Origin of the sequence: Lentzea kentuckyensis (assembly GCF_002150765.1) — a bacterium.
GTDB classification, from domain to species: domain Bacteria; phylum Actinomycetota; class Actinomycetes; order Mycobacteriales; family Pseudonocardiaceae; genus Lentzea; species Lentzea kentuckyensis.
In genome coordinates this window covers 135690-150616 of record NZ_MUYM01000072.1, presented here as the reverse complement: position 1 = coordinate 150616, position 14927 = coordinate 135690, and the positions used below count along the sequence as shown (strand labels likewise).

Here is a 14927-nt window from a genome sequence, read left to right as displayed (position 1 = left end):
GAGTTCGAGTTCTGGTTCGCGGGCATCAAGGTCGCGGCGATCACCGTGTTCCTCGTGCTGGGCGTGCTGGCGATCGGCGGCCTCCTGCCGGGCTTCACCTCGCCCGGTCTCGACAACCTCACCGGGCACGGCGGCTTCTTCCCGCAGGGCACCGGTCCGGTCTTCGCGGCGATGCTCGTCGTGGTCTTCTCCTTCTTCGGCGCGGAGATCGCCACCGTCGCGGCGGGCGAGTCGGCCAACCCCGTGCAGGCCGTGCGCGCCGCGGTGAAGTCGGTGGTGTGGCGCATCCTCGTCTTCTACATCGGTTCGATCGCCGTCGTCGTCACGCTGCTGCCGTGGGACGACGCCAACGTCGCCAAGAGCCCGTACGTCGCGGTGCTGGACACCCTCGGTCTTCCCGCCGCCGCGGTGGTCATGGACGCCGTGGTGCTCACCTCGGTGCTGTCCTGCCTGAACTCGGGCCTGTTCACCGCCTCCCGGATGGTCTTCTCGCTCTCCCGGCGAGGTGAGGCTCCCGCCGTGCTCGGCCGGGTCTCCCGCCGCGGAGTGCCGACGGCCGCGGTGCTGGCCTCCACCGTCGTCGGGTTCGCCACGGTGGCGCTGAACTACCTCTCGCCGGACACGGTGTTCCTCTTCCTGGTCAACTCGTCCGGCGCGGTGGCCGTCTTCGTGTGGCTCGCCATCGCCGTGTCGCAGTTGCGGATGCGGCGGCACCTGGAACAGCAGACGCCCGAGCGGCTCACGTTGCGCATGTGGGGCTACCCGTACCTGACCTGGGCGGCGATCGTCGGCATGGTGGGCCTGCTCGTGGGCATGCTGTTCGACGCCGACGCCCGTTCCCAGTTGTTGCTGAGCCTGCTGGTCGCGGCGGTCGTGGTGGCGGTCGGCGTGGTGCGCGGCCGCCGGAGCGCTTCCGCTATCGCCAGTCGGGCTCCGTAGCCGGTTCGCGGCGCACGGCTGTCCACACGACGACGGTGGTGTACGCGCAGAGCACCATGACGCCGGCCCACCAGGGCAGCGGGTAGTACCCGGCCGACGGTGCGTAGTGCGCGATCACCTGCGGGTACTCCACCGTCGTCTGCTGGACGGCGAACGCGGCCGCCGGAGTCAGCCGCAACAGCCACTGGGAGACCGGGTCGGGCAGCAGCGGCAACGCCGTCACGGCGTACGGCAGGGCGATCAACGACAGTCCGATGAGGACTGCTGCCCAGCCGCGGCGCACCCACACCCCGAGCGCGTGCGCGAGGACGGCGCAGAGTGCCAGCACCGCCGCGACGCCGACGACCACCCGCACGGTGGTCAGCACGGAGATCGGCGCCACCGGGATGCCGTTGCCCTTCAGGATCGCGGTGCACAGCGGGAGAACGATGCCGGTGGCGACCAGTCCGGTGACGAAGGCGGCTGCCCCGGTGATCGCCGCACGCGCGGCGATCACCGGCCGGGAGCCGTGTGCCGTGCGGGCACCGTGGCGGGCCGCGACGACGATCACGATGATCAGCGCGATCACCAGGCCGATCAGGGAGCTTTCGACACCGCGTGCGCGGCCTTCACCGAGCGGGCCGATGTCGCCGGCGCCGCTGACGGTGACGACGCCGTCCTTCTCCACGGCCCCGGACGCGTTGTGGTTCTTTTCCCAGTCGGTGTGGTTCATCTCGCCGACCGGCTCGCTCTGCCACGCGCCACCGGTGCCGCCCTCCACGGTGACGTTGTCGAAGACGCCGACCGCCTGGGTGAACCTGACCTGTTCGGTCGCGCCGCCGAGACCGACCCTGTGGAGGCTGAGGTCGCCGGGTGAGGTCGCGAAGAGGCCGACCTGCGCGGTGGCGGGAAGGTCGAGCGTCGCGGTCGCCACGGTCTGCCAGTGCTCGCCGTCGGCCGACTCGGAGCCGGTGATGGTGCCGCCCGCACGGGTCAGGCGCAGCCAGCGAGGTGACTGCCCGGTGGCGCTCCCGGCGACGTCGTACCGGTAGTTGTGCTGGAAGCGCACGCCGTGGCCGCCGGTCAGCATCAGCGCGGCGTACTGCGAGCCCTGGCGCACGCCGTCCTTGATGATGATCCCGGCCTTCGCCCACGGCACCAGTCCGGGCACGATCTGGTCGTGGCCGGGCGGGGGATAGGTGATCGTCCCGGTCATCGAGGTCAGCCGGACCGTGATGCTGCCCTGCTCGCCCAGGTCGCGATGGCGGAACCAGAACCCGTCGCTCACGACGGAGCCGTCGTCGGCGGTGGGCACCGCCGGGCAGGGGTCGTCGCAGGACGAACGGTTGCTCACGGCGGTGAGCAGACCCAGCGCGATGATCGTGAGGGCGGCGAGGGCGAGAGCGGTGAGGCGGCCCGGGGTGCGGAACGCGGTCCACTCCCGGCGGAGGAGGTCGGTGGTCGGCATGTGTCTGTTCTAGGCAGCGGCACCCAACACGGGCCGAACCGCGGTTGTCATGCCGTTGTTAGGTCGGCCAGGGCATGCTGAAGGCATGATCGGGCAGCGCAGAGGAACCGTGCGGTGGCGGTTCACGATCTTGTACGCCGTGGTGTTCCTGTTGTCCGGTGCCGGGTTGCTGCTGCTGACGTTCCTGCTCTCCGGTGGGCGCATGAGCAACGTGGCCCCGTCCGGGAACCCGGTCGAGCAGGGCGGTCCCGACGCCGAGCTGCGGGTCCGGCTGCTGGAGGAGCAGTTGAGCACCGTGCACGACCAGCAGGCCCGCCAGTTGCTGATCGGCTCGCTGCTGGCGCTCGTCGTGATGGCGGTGATCTCGTTGCTGATCGGCCGGGGACTGGCCCAGCGCGTGCTGCGGCCGTTGCGACTCATCACCGGTGCCACCCGGCGCATCTCCGCCGACAGCCTGGACCAGCGGCTGGCCGTCACCGGTCCGGCCGACGAGGTGAAGGATCTCGCCGACACCATCGACGAGCTGCTCGAACGGCTCGAGGCGTCGTTCACCGCCCAGCGCCGCTTCGTCGCCAACGCCTCCCACGAACTCCGCACGCCGCTGGCGACGATGCGCGCGTCACTGGACGTCGCGGTCGCCAAGCCCGACCCGGCCGCCTCGACGCTGCGGCTGGCGGACCGCCTGCGGACCCAGCTGGACCGGGTCGACCACCTGCTCGACGGGTTTCTCGTGCTGGCGCGGGCACAACACGGCGCGCTGGCCGACGCCGCCCCCGTCGAGCTCGGTGATCTCGTCGACGCGGCGCTGCGCGAAAGGAGCGCCGACGCGCAGAACAAGGGCCTCACCGTGACGGTGGACCTGCCGCCGGCGATGACGACCTGTGGCAGCCCGGCGCTGTTGGCCCGACTGGTCGGCAACGTCGTCGACAACGCCGTCACGCACAACGAGAACAACGGCTGGATCAGGATCTCCGGATCGGCGGCCGCGAACGAGACGGTGCTGGTCGTCGACACCGGCGGACGGGTGCTCGACCAGCGGGACGTCGACCGGCTCATGCTGCCGTTCGAACGGCTCGGCGACGACCGCACCGGCACCGCGGGCCTCGGTCTGTCCATTGTGGCCTCCGTCGCCGCCGCCCACGACGGACGGCTGGAACTGGTGGCCCGGCCGGAAGGCGGTCTGCGCGTGTCCATCCACCTGCCCGCGGCGATCGCACCCGTACCGGCATGAGGATCCTCGTCGTCGAAGACGATCACGCCCTCGCCGAGGTCCTCGTCGAGGGACTGCGCGACCAGGGCATGGCCGTCGACCTGGCCCACGACGGACTGACCGCCGCCGCCAAGCTCGACGTCACCGCCCACGACGTGGTCGTCCTGGATCGCGATCTGCCCGGCCTGCACGGCGACACGCTGTGCCAGATGATCACCGAGCGGGCGCAGCGGCCGATGGTGCTGATGCTGACCGCGGCGAGCGCCCCCGGCGACCGGGTCAGCGGACTCACCCTGGGCGCGGACGACTACCTCGCCAAGCCCTTCCACTTCCCGGAACTGGTGCTGCGCATCCAGGCACTGGCCCGCCGCAAACCGCACGCGCGGCCCCGCACGCTGCAGGTGGCCGGGATCGAGCTGGACCCGTTGCGGCGCACCGCTGTTCGCGACGGACGCCCGCTCCAGCTCTCGGTGAAGGAGTTCGCCGTGCTGGAGGCACTGCTGAAGGCGAGCCCTGGCTTCCTGAGCGCCGAGGCCCTGCTCGAACAGGTCTGGGACGAGAACGCCGACCCCTTCACCAACACGGTCACCGTGACCGTGGGCCGGTTGCGGCGCAAACTTGGCAGCCCACCGGTCATCGCGACGACTCCGGGAATCGGCTACCGCATCTCGCCGATGCCGGGCGGCACGTTCAGCGGGGCGATGCCGGGGTAGCCGATCGGCATGAGCACCGAGCGGCAGAACCCCGAGCACGACTACGACGAAGCGAGCCGCGCCTCGCTGGAGGAAGCCGGGACGGACGACGCCGACACCGTCCCGGGGCGCAGCGGTTCCGGTTCGGCGCATCCCGAACCGAACCCGACGGGCAACGTGGGCATCTCGGACTACTCCGTCGCCGACGACCCGGACCAGGGCTGACCGTGACCGGCTCGCTGCGGATCGTGGGGCAACGCCACCACGATGCTCCGGCTCGGGCCGTTCACGCTGCTGACCGATCCCAAATTACTCCACAGAGGACAGTGGACGCGCATCGGTCAGGGTGTCGTGTCGCGCCGGCGCACCGATCCGGCGATCGGGATCGGCGATCTGCCCGAGCTGGACGGCGGCGGCCGCTACGGCGACGACGGCTGACCGCGAGGAGCTCGCGATCGATGCGCTCCGTGGCGCCTTGCCGGTGGTCACGAGAGACGAGCTGCTGGAACGCGCCGGAGGACGGTCGATCACGGACCGCGACCTCGACGAAGTCGCCGCGACGCTGAGCACCGCCGTGGACAACCGAGGAGGGTGACGACGACTCCGTCAGACCTGCCGGGTGGGTCGCCGCACCTCGAGCGGGTGCACGTTGCCGTCCTGCGCCGGGCCCTGCCAGCGGAACACGCCGGCACCCTGCGCGTAGGCGAGGTGACCACCGAGTGCGCCGCCCACGCCCATCGCCGCCAGACCGAGCAGGCTCAGCAGCTTGCCGCCGATGTGAGCTTCCCGCCGTCGCGCGGCGTAGGAGGCGGTGAAGCAGGCCAGCGCGGTGCTGTTGGCGAGCGCGTGTACCACGCCGACCCGCTGTTGCCGCCGGCCCAGCCGGTCGTAGTCCGCCAGGCCCAGCAGCTGTCCTTCCGGGAGCGTTCAGGTGAGCAACTGGCCGCCGGCGACGCCGAGGACCTCGCCGGTGATGCAGCTGGATTCCTGCGAGGCGAATCATACGAAGACAGGCGCCAGCTCAGCGGGCCGAAGTAGCCGAGCGGAAATCGCCTGCGACAGTCACGTGTCTCGGCGTACCGGTGCATGACCTCCACACGTGAGCGGTCGCGTTTCTCCTGCCGCTCGGCCTCCCTGGCCGCGGCCGAGACGGCTTTCGCCGGTGGGGGAGCGTTGTCCTCGTACCGCACGCGGTCGTGGCCGGTTCGCACGACTTCCGCGCTCTCCAACAGGTTCACCACACCGGTGACCTTCCGGCGGGAGCGGTCCAGCCGCTGGGCCAGGTCGGTGATCGCGATGCCGGACCGCCGGCGCCGCACGGCGGTGGCGACCTCGTGCACGCATTCACGGTCCAGTGTGCGGGCGGTCAGGAATCGTTGCAGGCCTTGGTCTTCTGGACGGTGGAAGATCACCTCAGCGGGTTCGCCGTCGCGGCCCGCGCGGCCGATCTCCTGGTAGTACGCGTCCAGCGAGCCGGGTGTCGCGGCGTGCGCCACGCTGCCGGACTGCCGCCTCACAGCAAAGCCACGACTCCGTACGCTCCGGCCGCGACCATGGCGGACGCCGGCAGGGTCAGCACCCACCCCTTGGCGATGTCGGCCGCCACGGACCAGCGCACCGCTGATCGGCGGGTCGTCGCGCCCACGCCCATCACCGCCGAGGTGATCACGTGCGTGGTGGAGATGGGGGCGTGGAAGACGAAAGCGGTCAGGTACAGCACGGAGGACGCGGACAGTTCGGCGGCGAAACCGTGCGGTGGCGTGAGGTGGAAGATGCGCCTGCCCAGGGTGCGCATGATCCGCAGGCCGCCCGCGTAGGTTCCGGCCGACAGGGCCAGCGCGCACGCCGCGATCACCCAGAACGGCACCGAGTAGCCGGCCTGGTTCCCGGTGACGACCAGGGCCAGCACGATGACTCCCATGCTCTTCTGGGCGTCCTGCAGGCCGTGACCCAGCGCGAGGCTGGCCGCGGAGAACACCTGGGCGCGGCGCATCAGGCGTCCCGCGCGGTGTGCGTTGGCGTTGCGGAACATCCACATGATCGTTGTCATCACCAGGTAGCCGAGCAGCAGGCCGACGACGGGGGAGACGATCATCGGGATGACGACCTTCCCCAGCACGCCCGCCCAGTGCACGGTGGTGGCGGACGCCAGCGCCGCCCCGACCAGGCCGCCGACCAGGGCGTGCGAGGACGACGACGGCAGCCCGAAGTACCAGGTGATCAGGTTCCAGGTGATGGCGCCGGCCAGCGCGGCGGTGACCACGTGCAGCGCGTTGTCGCCGACCGGGGTGTCGATGATGCCCGAGGCGATCGTGATCGCGACGCCGGTGCCCAACAGCGCGCCGAGCAGGTTCATCACCGCCGCGAGCGAGAGCGCCGCGCGCAGGGTCAGCGCACGGGTGGACACCGCGGTGGCGATCGCGTTGGCCGCGTCGTGGAAGCCGTTGGTGAAGTCGAAGGCCAACGCGAGCACCACCACGAGCACGAGACTCGCGGTCAGCATCACGCTTCCTTGACCGCGATCGAGTGCACGGCGTTCGCGACGTGCTCGAAGGCGTCGGCGGCGGCCTCCAGTTCGTCCACCACCTCCTTGAGCTTCATGACCTCCAGCGCGTCGCGCTCGCCGTTGAACAGGTCGGACAACAGCCGCCGGTACACCTGGTCGGCCTCGTTCTCCAGCTGGTTGACCTCGACCCAGAACGCGGTCAGCTCCTGCGGTTGCGCGAGCCGGGGCATGGCGTCCGCGGTGAGCCGGGCCGCCCGGCACAGCAGGTCGACCTGCACCGCGACACCGTCCGGCAGCGCGCCCACGCGGTAGAGCGTCGCCAGGTCGACCGCCGCGTCCATGTGGTCGACGACATCGTCCAATCTGGACGCCAGCCGGTAGATGTCCTCCCGGTCGAACGGCGTGACGAACGACCGGTCCAGGTGCTCGATGATCGCGTGCGTGGCGTCGTCGCCGGCGTTCTCCAGCGCGTGCATCCGGACTGCCAGCTCCGCGTGCTGCTCGGCGGGCGCCCGGACGAACTCGCGCAGCAACTCCACGCTGGAGCCGATGTTCGCGCCGATCTCGGAGAACAACTCGAAGAACTTCGCGCCCGTGGGCTTGCGGCTGATGCGCATGGGGCCTGGCTACCCACGGAAGCGGAAATCAAACGCGGATCAGCCAGGCGCTACTTGGCCCACGGCAGATCCGACCATGGAAGTGTGTAGCGCCCGTTGGCGAGCTCGCGCGCGTGGTTCAGCGCGTCCTCCCTGGTGGCGTTGGGATTGCCGGCGAACCAGTCCTTCCAGTTCTGGTTGTACCCCTCGTCGTGCATCTGCTTGTGCGTCGCCTCGTCCACCCAGGCGCACCACTTGGGATCAGCCGTCTCGATCTCGAACTTGTCGAACTGCACGTACCACTGAGCCGGGAAGGGGTGATGTGCCTGGTACTTCTTGCCGTCGTTCGGCGGTGGTCCGTAGATGGCTTCGCACTGCGCTCGGTAGCTGGTGCCGCGCTTGTACTGTTCTTTGAACAGCTTTTCGAACCTGCGGCGCTGTTCCAGTTCGGCCTTGAGCAGTTCGCGCTCACGTTGGAGGAAATCCTTCTCGTGGCGTTGCTGGAGAGTCCTTTGTGGAGGCTTGAAGACCTCGGGTCTCGTTGCCGGAGGTTTGGCCGGGAGGGCCCCGGAAGGGCCACCGCCTCCGCCCCCGCAGACGTCATCGAACGGGTTGGGCGTGTACACCTCGCCGGGCATGGGTTTCTGCCAGAGCGGCCCGCAGTTCATCGCCAGCCGAACCCCCGGCGAGCCGGCCGAAGCGGCTGAGGTGGCCCCGGAGTCCAGCAACGACTCGACGTTGCTCATCGACTGGCGCAGCTTCTCCTCGACGCCGACGATCGGCTCGCGGAAGGCGTCGATCATGCTGGACGCCTGGGCCAGCACGTTCGGCGTGACGCCGCCCTCGGCCGCCGACGCCGTGCGGACGTACGAGATCAACCGCTGGACCAGGTCCGCGAGCTGGTCCCCGGCGGTGCGCCGGGCACCGGCCACCACCTGGCCCATGGTGTCGGCGAGCGTGCCGACCATCGACGAGAGCGTTGCCGTCTCCCGCAGCGCGCCGGTGACCTCGGCGGCCCGGTTCCGGTAGCCGGTACCGGAATCCCCCTGCCACGCGGCGGTCCCGGACTCGGCGATGCCACCGAAACGTTCCCCGACCTCACCGATCGACTCGCCCACCCGGCGCCAGGTGTCGGCGAACGACCCGATCACCGCGGCGTTGCCCGCCAGCCGGTCCACCACGTCCTGCAGTTCCTGCACCTGTCCGGTGAGCGCGCCGAGCCCTACCGAGCCGAGCTGGTCGATCGGGCGCGGGCTGTCACCGAGGCCGGCCATGCCCCCGCCGGTGGCGAGACCGCCGGCGACCCAGCCGCAGCCGGCGATGGCGTCGCACACGTCCGTCGCGTTCCCGTGCTGAACCTCTTCGAGACCAGCGGTGATCATCGCTGCCCACCTCCCGCGGTGCCGAGCGCGGCAATCGTGTCGGCTTCCTGACGGTCGAACTCCGCGGCCGACGCGCGCACCTTCGCCGCCTCGACCTCCAGGCACTCCACGGCCATCCGCAACGTTTCCCGCCCCGCGCTCGCCAATGCGTCGAGCAGCGCGGCGAACGGCTGGCACGTCTGGCCGTACGCGTCGCTGGTGATGCTCTGCCCACCGGCCAGGTCCATGGTCGAGCGAAGATCGTCGGACAGCTTGATCACGCTGATCGAGTGCGCGGTCAGCTCTTCCGTCACGACCTCGTACGAATCGCTGATAGGACTACCTTCCTTCATGGCTGGGACCTCCGAGGAACGCTCCAGTCGCTTGTCCTGCGAGGACTAAAATGAGACGGCGTCCTCGGAGGTTGTAGCCGGAGGCTTGTCGTCTTGGAGGATGTCGTCCCTATGAGGACTGGTTTATCAGCACGACGCAGCGCCTCCCGCTCCAGTCGTTTCATCCCTGAACGCGAGAGGAGACGGGCCGCATGCTCGGCGTGGGAATCGATTGGGCCGAGTCGTTTCACGACGTGGCAGTGGGTCACCCCGGAAAGGGCGTGATCGAACAGTTCCGCATCGATCACACCGCCGCCGGTGTCCACCGGTTGGTCACCCGCTGCCTGGAACTGGAACCTGACCCGGCCGAGATCCGAGTCGTGCTGGAAACCCGGCACGGCCTGCTGGTCGAATCGCTCGTGGACGCGGGATTCACCGTGCTGCCGGTCAACCCGGACCTGGTCGCCCGCCGCCGCGGACCGGCGAAGAAGAAAGACGACGCCGAGGACGCGAGAATCTGCTGTCTGATGGCGCTGGACCAGTTCCTGGAACTGCGCAAACTGATCCCGCACGGCGAGCTGGCCGGAGAGCTGCGGTCGATCACTCGTGACGACGAACGCGCTTCCCGCGACGAGCGCCGTCTGCTCAACCGGCTGCGCGCCGACCTGCTCACGACCTTTCCCGCAGCGCTGGCGATCGCCGGTGACGATCTCGGCTCCCCGGTCATGCTGAAGTTGCTGGCCCGCTGGCCTGGCCACCGGCAACTCGCGGCGGCCGGCGCCGAGGAGCTCGAGGCGTTCGCCCGCGCCGCCAAGCACGGCTGGCCCGCCCGCTTCGCCGCACGGGTGACCGACGCCCTGGCCGCCGAACAGCTGTCCACACAGGACTATCTGGTGCGGGCGAAGGAAACCACCATCGCCCTGACAGCCACCCAGTTGCTCGCTCTGCGCCAAGCGCGGAAAGCCTGGGAACGAAGAATGGGCGAGCTTCTGCTCGGCTCCGCCCGCTACGGACGGGCGAAACAACCGAAGGATCCCGATCCGGGAAAAGCGATACCGGGCGGTGACATCTACCTGAGCTTCCCCGGTCTCGGGGACATCCTCGCCGCCCGGATCGCCGGAGAGATCGGTGACCACATCGACCAGTTCGACTCGCCCAGCGGACTGCAGTGCTACGCGGGCACCGCGCCCGTCACCCGCCGCTCGGGACGCAGCGAGCTGACTGTCGCCCGCCGCCTGGCCCACAACCGCTATCTCGGCAACGCCGTCTATCAATGGGCCTTCTGCAGCCTGACCAAATCCCGGTGGGCACGAGAGTTCTACGACACCAAGATCGCGATGGGTAAAGGACACCACGCGGTCCTGCGCGCCCTGGGGAACCGGTGGCTGGAAATCCTGTGGCACTGCCTCATGAAAGGCACCCGCTACGACGAGACCATTCACGTCCGCAATCGCCAGCAGGCCCTCGGCCCTCGAGCAGCCGCCTGAGGTTGACAGAGGATGTCTCATCAGCTTTCGTCCTCCATCACGGTCCGCCCGTCCCAGTCGTCGTCGACGCGGTCCGGCGGTCTCGGTTTCCGCGGCGTCCGCGGCTGCCACTCGATCCGGGACGGCGGCGGCTCGGGAAACCGCTTTCTGGCGTCGGCCACCACGAGTGCCGCGGCGGGATCGTTCGGTCCGATCGTCTCGAACATGGCTTGCCCCAACAGATGCGGAATCCTCGCCTGCGCTCGCGCGAGGCACTCCATGACCTGTGCCGCCATCACGCCGGCCGGCTGCCGCTGCTCCTTGAGCACCAGGCCGGTCAGGACCCCGGAGGTCGACACGGTGACCTGTACGGTCCCGTCCCGGGATGACTCGGTCACGGACAACCGGGCGATCCTGTCGTTGAGCTCATTCCACTTCGCGCTTCCAGGCACAGCGCCTCCCTGTCAGGGCGGGAACAACCTGCCACAGCCGGGACACGCGCCGGAAGCGGAACCAGTTCAGTCGAATGTCCTGTGGTTGCGCGAAATACTCCGTTCACCGGCTCGCGTGCCGTCTTGCGGAGCAGGCGGAGCGTCGTTCAGTCCACTGTGGACTAATGCATGACGAGCGCGATCACGATCGCGGCCGCGTCGGCGACCGCCTGTTCATCAGCGAGCACACCGTGGAGAAGCACGTCGGCCACATCCTGGCGACGCTGCGGATCCCCGCGTCCCCGACGATCATCGTCGGGTCCTCGCCGGGATCACCTATCTCGACGGCCGCCCCTGACGTCAGGGCTTCGTCTGGTACTCGCGGGCGACGTCGACCAGGAGCTGGTGCATGGCCAGTTCGGCGGGGGCGCGGAGCCGGTCCTGACGGTGGGCCAGCAGGATGCGGCGGGCCGGCACGTCGGTGCCGAGCGCGAGGACGCGGACGTCCGGGTTCGGGTTGCGCACCGCGGTTCTGGGGGCGAGCGCGACTCCGAGCCCGACGCTGACCATGGCCTGCGCCTCCTGGTAGTCGTTGGCCTCGAACGCGATCTTCGGGGTGAACCCGGCCGCGCGGCAGCTGCGTTCGAGCACCTCGGCGACCGGGTGGTCGTGGGCGCGGACGATCCAGTCCTCACCGGCGAGCTCGGACATGGTGGTGAACCGCTTGCGGGCCAGGCGGTGGTCGGCGGCGACGACGAGCACGGTCGGGTCGTCGAGCAGGGGAGTCAACGAGATGTCGGGCACCTCGACGCGGTTCCAGGTGTAGTCCCACAGCAGGGCGATACCGACCGTGCCGTTCTCGAGCAGCTCGACGAGCTCGTCGAACCGGGTGCTGCGCACGTCCAGCCGGAGGTCGGGGTACTGGCGGCGGAACCGGCTGACGACCTGGGGGAGCAGGGCGCTGGCGACGGTCGGGAACACGCCGACGGCGATGGTGCCGCGGCGCAGTCCCGCGAGTTCGGCGAGGTCGGCCTCGGCGGCGCTGAGCCGGCGCAGGATGTGGCGGGCGTGCCCGGCCAGCACGGCTCCCGCCTCGGTCGGGCGGACACCCCTGGCCTGCCGGTGCAGCAACGGTTGACCGGCCTCCACTTCGAGCCGGCGCAGCTGCTGCGAGACCGCGGACGCGGTGTAGCCGAGCTGCTCCGCGGCGGCGGTCATCGAACCCGTGTCCACCACGGCGGCGAGCAGTGCCAGGCGTCGGACGTCCAACATGGGCACTCCTCGTGCGAAAAAGTCCGGTGCGGTTGCTTCACCGTCTGATGACTTCCCTGCAGTTTAGCTTCAACCTCGCCAACTGCAGTTTTGCCGGTCAGACGGTCGCTGGCAACCGTGAACTCGACGATTGAGCGTGAAGTGTTACTTCACGGGTATGCAGAATCTCGTGATGGTGTTCAAGCTCGACGCGAGTCACGGTAGCCGTCATTCCCCCAGAAGGAGTGACTGTGCGAGAGATACCGGCGACGTGGATGCGCGGCGGCACCAGCAAGTGCTGGGTGTTCGAGCGCGACGTGCTCACGGTGCCCGGCCGCGGTGTCGACGAGGTGCTGCTGCGGCTGTACGGAAGTCCCGACCCGCGCCAGGTCGACGGTGTCGGCGGCGCGACCTCCACCACCAGCAAGGCCGTCGTGCTGGCGAAGAGCGAACGGCCGGGCATCGACGTCGAGTACACCTTCGCCCAGATCGGCATCGCCGACGGGCGGGTGGACTGGACGAGCAACTGCGGCAACTGCTCGGCCGTCGTCGGGCCCTACGCACTGCGGCGCGGCTGGGTGGCGCCCACCGGTGACGTCACCACCGTGCGCATCAACAACACCAACACCGGCCAGCTGATCGTCGTCGACGTGCCGACGCCCTCGGGGCAGGTGACCGAACAGGGCACCGACGTCATTCCCGGCGTGACCCAGCCCGGCCTGGGCGTGCGGTTGTGGTTCGTCGACCCGGCCGGCCGGACGACCGGGGCGTTGCTGCCCACCGGCAACGCCGTCGACCTGGTGGACGGGGTGCGCGTCACGATGCTCGACGCCGGCGCGCCCGTGGTGCTCGTCCCCGCCGACGAGGTCGGTGCGGATGGCGAGGCCTCCCCGGAGGCGCTCGACGCTCGCGAGGACCTGCTGGGCCGGCTCGACCGCATCCGGCGCGTCGCCGCGGTCCGCATGGGGCTCGCCGCCGACCCCGCCGGCGCTGCCCGGGCCACCCCCAAGCTCGCGCTGGTCAGTGCGGGCCGGCCGGAGCGTTCGGACGTGACCGTGCGGATGTTGTCCATGGGACGGACCCATCCCGCGCTGGCCATCACCGGGAGCGTCGCGCTCACCGCCGCCGCCCACACGCCCGGTACCGTGCTCTCCCAGTTCACCGCAGGAGTGCGGGAGGTGCTGCGCCTGGACACCCCGGCCGGAGTCGTGACGACCCGCGCGGGCACCCGTGACGGACTGCTCGCGATCGGGGTCACCCGCACCACGCGCCGCATCGGCGACGCCACCCTCGTCCTGCCCGACGACGAGCCACTGAAGCCCACACCTGCGACCGTGACAGCCGTGTCCGCCGCCTGATCCGACCCAAGAGGACAATGATGTCATCACAGATAATCGCGATCCTGGTGCTGGGCGGCATGTTCGTGATCGCCACGATGCTGCCCGTCAACATCGGAATCCTCGCGCTCGTCGCCTCGTTCGTGGTCGGCACGTTCGTGTTCGGCCTCGACGAGAAGGAGATCTTCGAGGGTTTCCCGGTGTCGTTGTTCATCACCGTCGTCGGGGTCACCTACCTGTTCTCCGTCGCCAAACTGAACGGCACGATCGATCTGTTGGTACAGGGCGGGATCCGGCTCGTCCGCGGCCGCGCGATCCTCGTCCCGTGGGTGCTGTTCGCCGTGGCGGCCACGCTCACCGCGCTGGGCACGTTCACCCCGGCGGCCGTCGCGCTGCTGGTGCCGATCGGGATGAGCTTCGCCTTCGCCTACCGCGTCAGCCCGCTGATGATCGGCATGATGGTGATCTGCGGCGCCCACGCCGGGGCCTTCTCGCCGATGGCGGTGTCCGGCGCGCTCGTGTACGGCATCGTCGCCAAGTCCGGCCTGACGATCTCCCACGCCGCGTTGTTCTTCGCCAGCATGGGATTCAACCTGCTGCTCGCCGCGGGCACCTACGTGATGCTTCGCCGGCGCGGCGAGGAGAGCTTCGTCGAGCACCCGGACGACGTGGCCGCCGACGGTGAGGCGCCGGCCGGAGGAACCGCGTCCGCACCGACCGGCGGCGGTGTCGCCACCGCGACCAGGCCCCAGACCACCGCGGTGACCTGGCGCCAGCGCGCCACCCTCGCCGCGCTGGTCGTGCTCGTGGTCGGTGCCCTCGCGTTCCACCTGCAGATCGGGTTCCTCGCGCTGGCCGCCGGCGCCGTGCTCGCCGTGCTCGACCGCGAGAACCTGGGCAAGGCCGTCGAAGGCATCAGCTGGCCGACGATCCTCCTGGTCGCCGGCATGGTCACCTACGTGGGAGTGCTCGAGCACTCCGGCACCATCGACTGGGTCGCCCACGGCGCGGTCGGCCTGGGAGCACCGCTGCTGGTGGCGCTCGTACTGTGCGTGATCGTCGGGGTCACCTCGGCGTTCGCCTCGTCGACCGCGATCCTCACCGCGACCATCCCGATGGCGATCCCGTTGCTGCTCACCGACTCCCTGCCGGTCGTGGGCGTCGTCGCCGCCATGGCCATCTCCACGACGATCGTCGACGTCTCACCGTTCTCCACCAACGGCGCGCTGGTTCTCGCGAACGCCCGTGGTGTCGACCGGAACCGCTTCTACCGCCAGGTCATCTCCTACACCTGCGTGATCGTCGGTCTCGGGCCGATCGCGGCCTGGGCCGTCCTGGTCCTGCCGGGCGTGCTCTGAC

General features: G+C 69.8%; 17 protein-coding genes. 9 read left to right on the top strand and 8 right to left on the bottom strand.

All coding sequences use genetic code 11. The features are described from left to right. Positions 1–939 (top strand): amino acid permease (locus B0F77_RS31440; RefSeq protein WP_086666624.1); only part of this gene is annotated, 939 nt, incomplete at its 5' end. Here the strand turns inward: B0F77_RS31440 and B0F77_RS31435 are convergent. Continuing rightward, positions 917–2386 (bottom strand): DUF1349 domain-containing protein, encoded by a 1470-nt coding sequence (locus tag B0F77_RS31435; protein WP_086666623.1) that lies wholly within the window; start codon positions 2384–2386, stop codon positions 917–919. The two genes, B0F77_RS31440 and B0F77_RS31435, sit on opposite strands and share 23 nt — an antisense overlap. Positions 2387–2471: 85 nt before the next feature. Here B0F77_RS31435 and B0F77_RS31430 point away from each other — a divergent pair, with 85 nt between their 5' ends. Genes B0F77_RS31430 through B0F77_RS47305 form a run of 4 tightly spaced genes read left to right on the top strand, consistent with a single transcriptional unit; the run spans position 2472 to position 4726 of the window. Continuing rightward, a complete protein-coding gene (locus B0F77_RS31430; protein WP_245848887.1) occupies positions 2472–3617 on the top strand; it encodes a sensor histidine kinase in 1146 nt (381 codons plus the stop codon). Further along, entirely contained in the window at positions 3614–4309 is a 696-nt protein-coding gene (locus B0F77_RS31425) for a response regulator transcription factor (RefSeq protein ID WP_086666621.1), read from the top strand. The genes B0F77_RS31430 and B0F77_RS31425 overlap by 4 nt, the downstream gene beginning before the upstream one ends. A 9-nt stretch (positions 4310–4318) precedes the next feature. Beyond that, positions 4319–4513 carry a hypothetical protein gene (locus B0F77_RS31420; RefSeq protein WP_086666620.1) on the top strand — a complete coding sequence of 65 codons (195 nt, stop codon included), beginning with the start codon at positions 4319–4321 and terminating at the stop codon, positions 4511–4513. A gap of 42 nt (positions 4514–4555) precedes the next feature. Further along, a complete protein-coding gene (locus B0F77_RS47305) occupies positions 4556–4726 on the top strand; it encodes a hypothetical protein (protein WP_425435748.1) in 171 nt (56 codons plus the stop codon). A 168-nt stretch (positions 4727–4894) separates the two neighbouring features. Here the strand turns inward: B0F77_RS47305 and B0F77_RS48140 are convergent, their stop codons facing one another. Continuing rightward, the gene (locus tag B0F77_RS48140) at positions 4895–5143 is read right to left on the bottom strand and encodes a hypothetical protein (protein WP_086666619.1); all 249 of its coding nucleotides are present in this window, start codon (positions 5141–5143) and stop codon (positions 4895–4897) included. Positions 5144–5374: 231 nt separating this feature from the next. On the opposite strand from B0F77_RS48140, the gene B0F77_RS48135 reads away from it, so the two are divergent. Further along, positions 5375–5746 carry a hypothetical protein gene (locus tag B0F77_RS48135; protein ID WP_158102868.1) on the top strand — a complete coding sequence of 124 codons (372 nt, stop codon included), beginning with the start codon at positions 5375–5377 and terminating at the stop codon, positions 5744–5746. 55 nt (positions 5747–5801) lie between these two features. Here B0F77_RS48135 and B0F77_RS31410 read toward each other — a convergent pair whose 3' ends face one another. The 4 genes from B0F77_RS31410 to B0F77_RS31395 are packed head-to-tail and all read right to left on the bottom strand — an operon-like array spanning position 5802 to position 9104. After that, positions 5802–6791, bottom strand: coding sequence for an inorganic phosphate transporter (locus B0F77_RS31410; RefSeq protein WP_086666618.1), 990 nt, complete (start codon positions 6789–6791; stop codon positions 5802–5804). After that, the gene (locus tag B0F77_RS31405) at positions 6791–7411 is read right to left on the bottom strand and encodes a DUF47 domain-containing protein (protein WP_086666617.1); all 621 of its coding nucleotides are present in this window, start codon (positions 7409–7411) and stop codon (positions 6791–6793) included. Before B0F77_RS31405 ends, B0F77_RS31410 begins: the two co-directional genes overlap by 1 nt. Before the next feature lie 50 nt (positions 7412–7461). Next, entirely contained in the window at positions 7462–8772 is a 1311-nt protein-coding gene (locus B0F77_RS31400; RefSeq protein ID WP_086666616.1) for a WXG100 family type VII secretion target, read from the bottom strand. Further along, positions 8769–9104: a type VII secretion target gene (locus tag B0F77_RS31395; RefSeq protein WP_086666615.1), complete on the bottom strand. Its 336-nt coding sequence runs from the start codon at positions 9102–9104 to the stop codon at positions 8769–8771. Before B0F77_RS31395 ends, B0F77_RS31400 begins: the two co-directional genes overlap by 4 nt. A 191-nt stretch (positions 9105–9295) precedes the next feature. Here B0F77_RS31395 and B0F77_RS31390 point away from each other — a divergent pair, with 191 nt between their 5' ends. After that, positions 9296–10570 carry an IS110 family RNA-guided transposase gene (locus B0F77_RS31390; RefSeq protein WP_086666614.1) on the top strand — a complete coding sequence of 425 codons (1275 nt, stop codon included), beginning with the start codon at positions 9296–9298 and terminating at the stop codon, positions 10568–10570. A 20-nt stretch (positions 10571–10590) separates the two neighbouring features. Here B0F77_RS31390 and B0F77_RS31385 read toward each other — a convergent pair whose 3' ends face one another. Further along, positions 10591–11001: a YbaB/EbfC family nucleoid-associated protein gene (locus B0F77_RS31385; protein ID WP_086666613.1), complete on the bottom strand. Its 411-nt coding sequence runs from the start codon at positions 10999–11001 to the stop codon at positions 10591–10593. A gap of 339 nt (positions 11002–11340) precedes the next feature. Further along, positions 11341–12252 carry a LysR family transcriptional regulator gene (locus B0F77_RS31380; protein WP_086666612.1) on the bottom strand — a complete coding sequence of 304 codons (912 nt, stop codon included), beginning with the start codon at positions 12250–12252 and terminating at the stop codon, positions 11341–11343. A gap of 230 nt (positions 12253–12482) precedes the next feature. On the opposite strand from B0F77_RS31380, the gene B0F77_RS31375 reads away from it, so the two are divergent. Together B0F77_RS31375 and B0F77_RS31370 are read left to right on the top strand one after the other, a co-directional pair. Further along, positions 12483–13589 carry a PrpF domain-containing protein gene (locus B0F77_RS31375; protein WP_086666611.1) on the top strand — a complete coding sequence of 369 codons (1107 nt, stop codon included), beginning with the start codon at positions 12483–12485 and terminating at the stop codon, positions 13587–13589. A 20-nt stretch (positions 13590–13609) separates the two neighbouring features. Continuing rightward, complete coding sequence (locus B0F77_RS31370; RefSeq protein WP_211294141.1) at positions 13610–14926, top strand: SLC13 family permease; 1317 nt, start codon at positions 13610–13612, stop codon at positions 14924–14926. The last annotated feature ends 1 nt before the right edge of the window (position 14927 follow it).

Excerpts from the sequence above, each read along its gene's own strand:
- B0F77_RS31435 (WP_086666623.1), bottom strand. The coding sequence starts at position 2,386 with ATGCCGACCACCGACCTCCTCCGCCGGGAGTGGACCGCGTTCCGCACC.
- B0F77_RS31430 (WP_245848887.1), top strand. The coding sequence starts at position 2,472 with ATGATCGGGCAGCGCAGAGGAACCGTGCGGTGGCGGTTCACGATCTTG.
- B0F77_RS31425 (WP_086666621.1), top strand. The coding sequence starts at position 3,614 with ATGAGGATCCTCGTCGTCGAAGACGATCACGCCCTCGCCGAGGTCCTC.
- B0F77_RS31420 (WP_086666620.1), top strand. The coding sequence starts at position 4,319 with ATGAGCACCGAGCGGCAGAACCCCGAGCACGACTACGACGAAGCGAGC.
- B0F77_RS47305 (WP_425435748.1), top strand. The coding sequence starts at position 4,556 with ATGCTCCGGCTCGGGCCGTTCACGCTGCTGACCGATCCCAAATTACTC.
- B0F77_RS48135 (WP_158102868.1), top strand. The coding sequence starts at position 5,375 with ATGACCTCCACACGTGAGCGGTCGCGTTTCTCCTGCCGCTCGGCCTCC.
- B0F77_RS31410 (WP_086666618.1), bottom strand. The coding sequence starts at position 6,791 with ATGCTGACCGCGAGTCTCGTGCTCGTGGTGGTGCTCGCGTTGGCCTTC.
- B0F77_RS31405 (WP_086666617.1), bottom strand. The coding sequence starts at position 7,411 with ATGCGCATCAGCCGCAAGCCCACGGGCGCGAAGTTCTTCGAGTTGTTC.
- B0F77_RS31400 (WP_086666616.1), bottom strand. The coding sequence starts at position 8,772 with ATGATCACCGCTGGTCTCGAAGAGGTTCAGCACGGGAACGCGACGGAC.
- B0F77_RS31395 (WP_086666615.1), bottom strand. The coding sequence starts at position 9,104 with ATGAAGGAAGGTAGTCCTATCAGCGATTCGTACGAGGTCGTGACGGAA.
- B0F77_RS31390 (WP_086666614.1), top strand. The coding sequence starts at position 9,296 with ATGCTCGGCGTGGGAATCGATTGGGCCGAGTCGTTTCACGACGTGGCA.
- B0F77_RS31380 (WP_086666612.1), bottom strand. The coding sequence starts at position 12,252 with ATGTTGGACGTCCGACGCCTGGCACTGCTCGCCGCCGTGGTGGACACG.
- B0F77_RS31370 (WP_211294141.1), top strand. The coding sequence starts at position 13,610 with ATGTCATCACAGATAATCGCGATCCTGGTGCTGGGCGGCATGTTCGTG.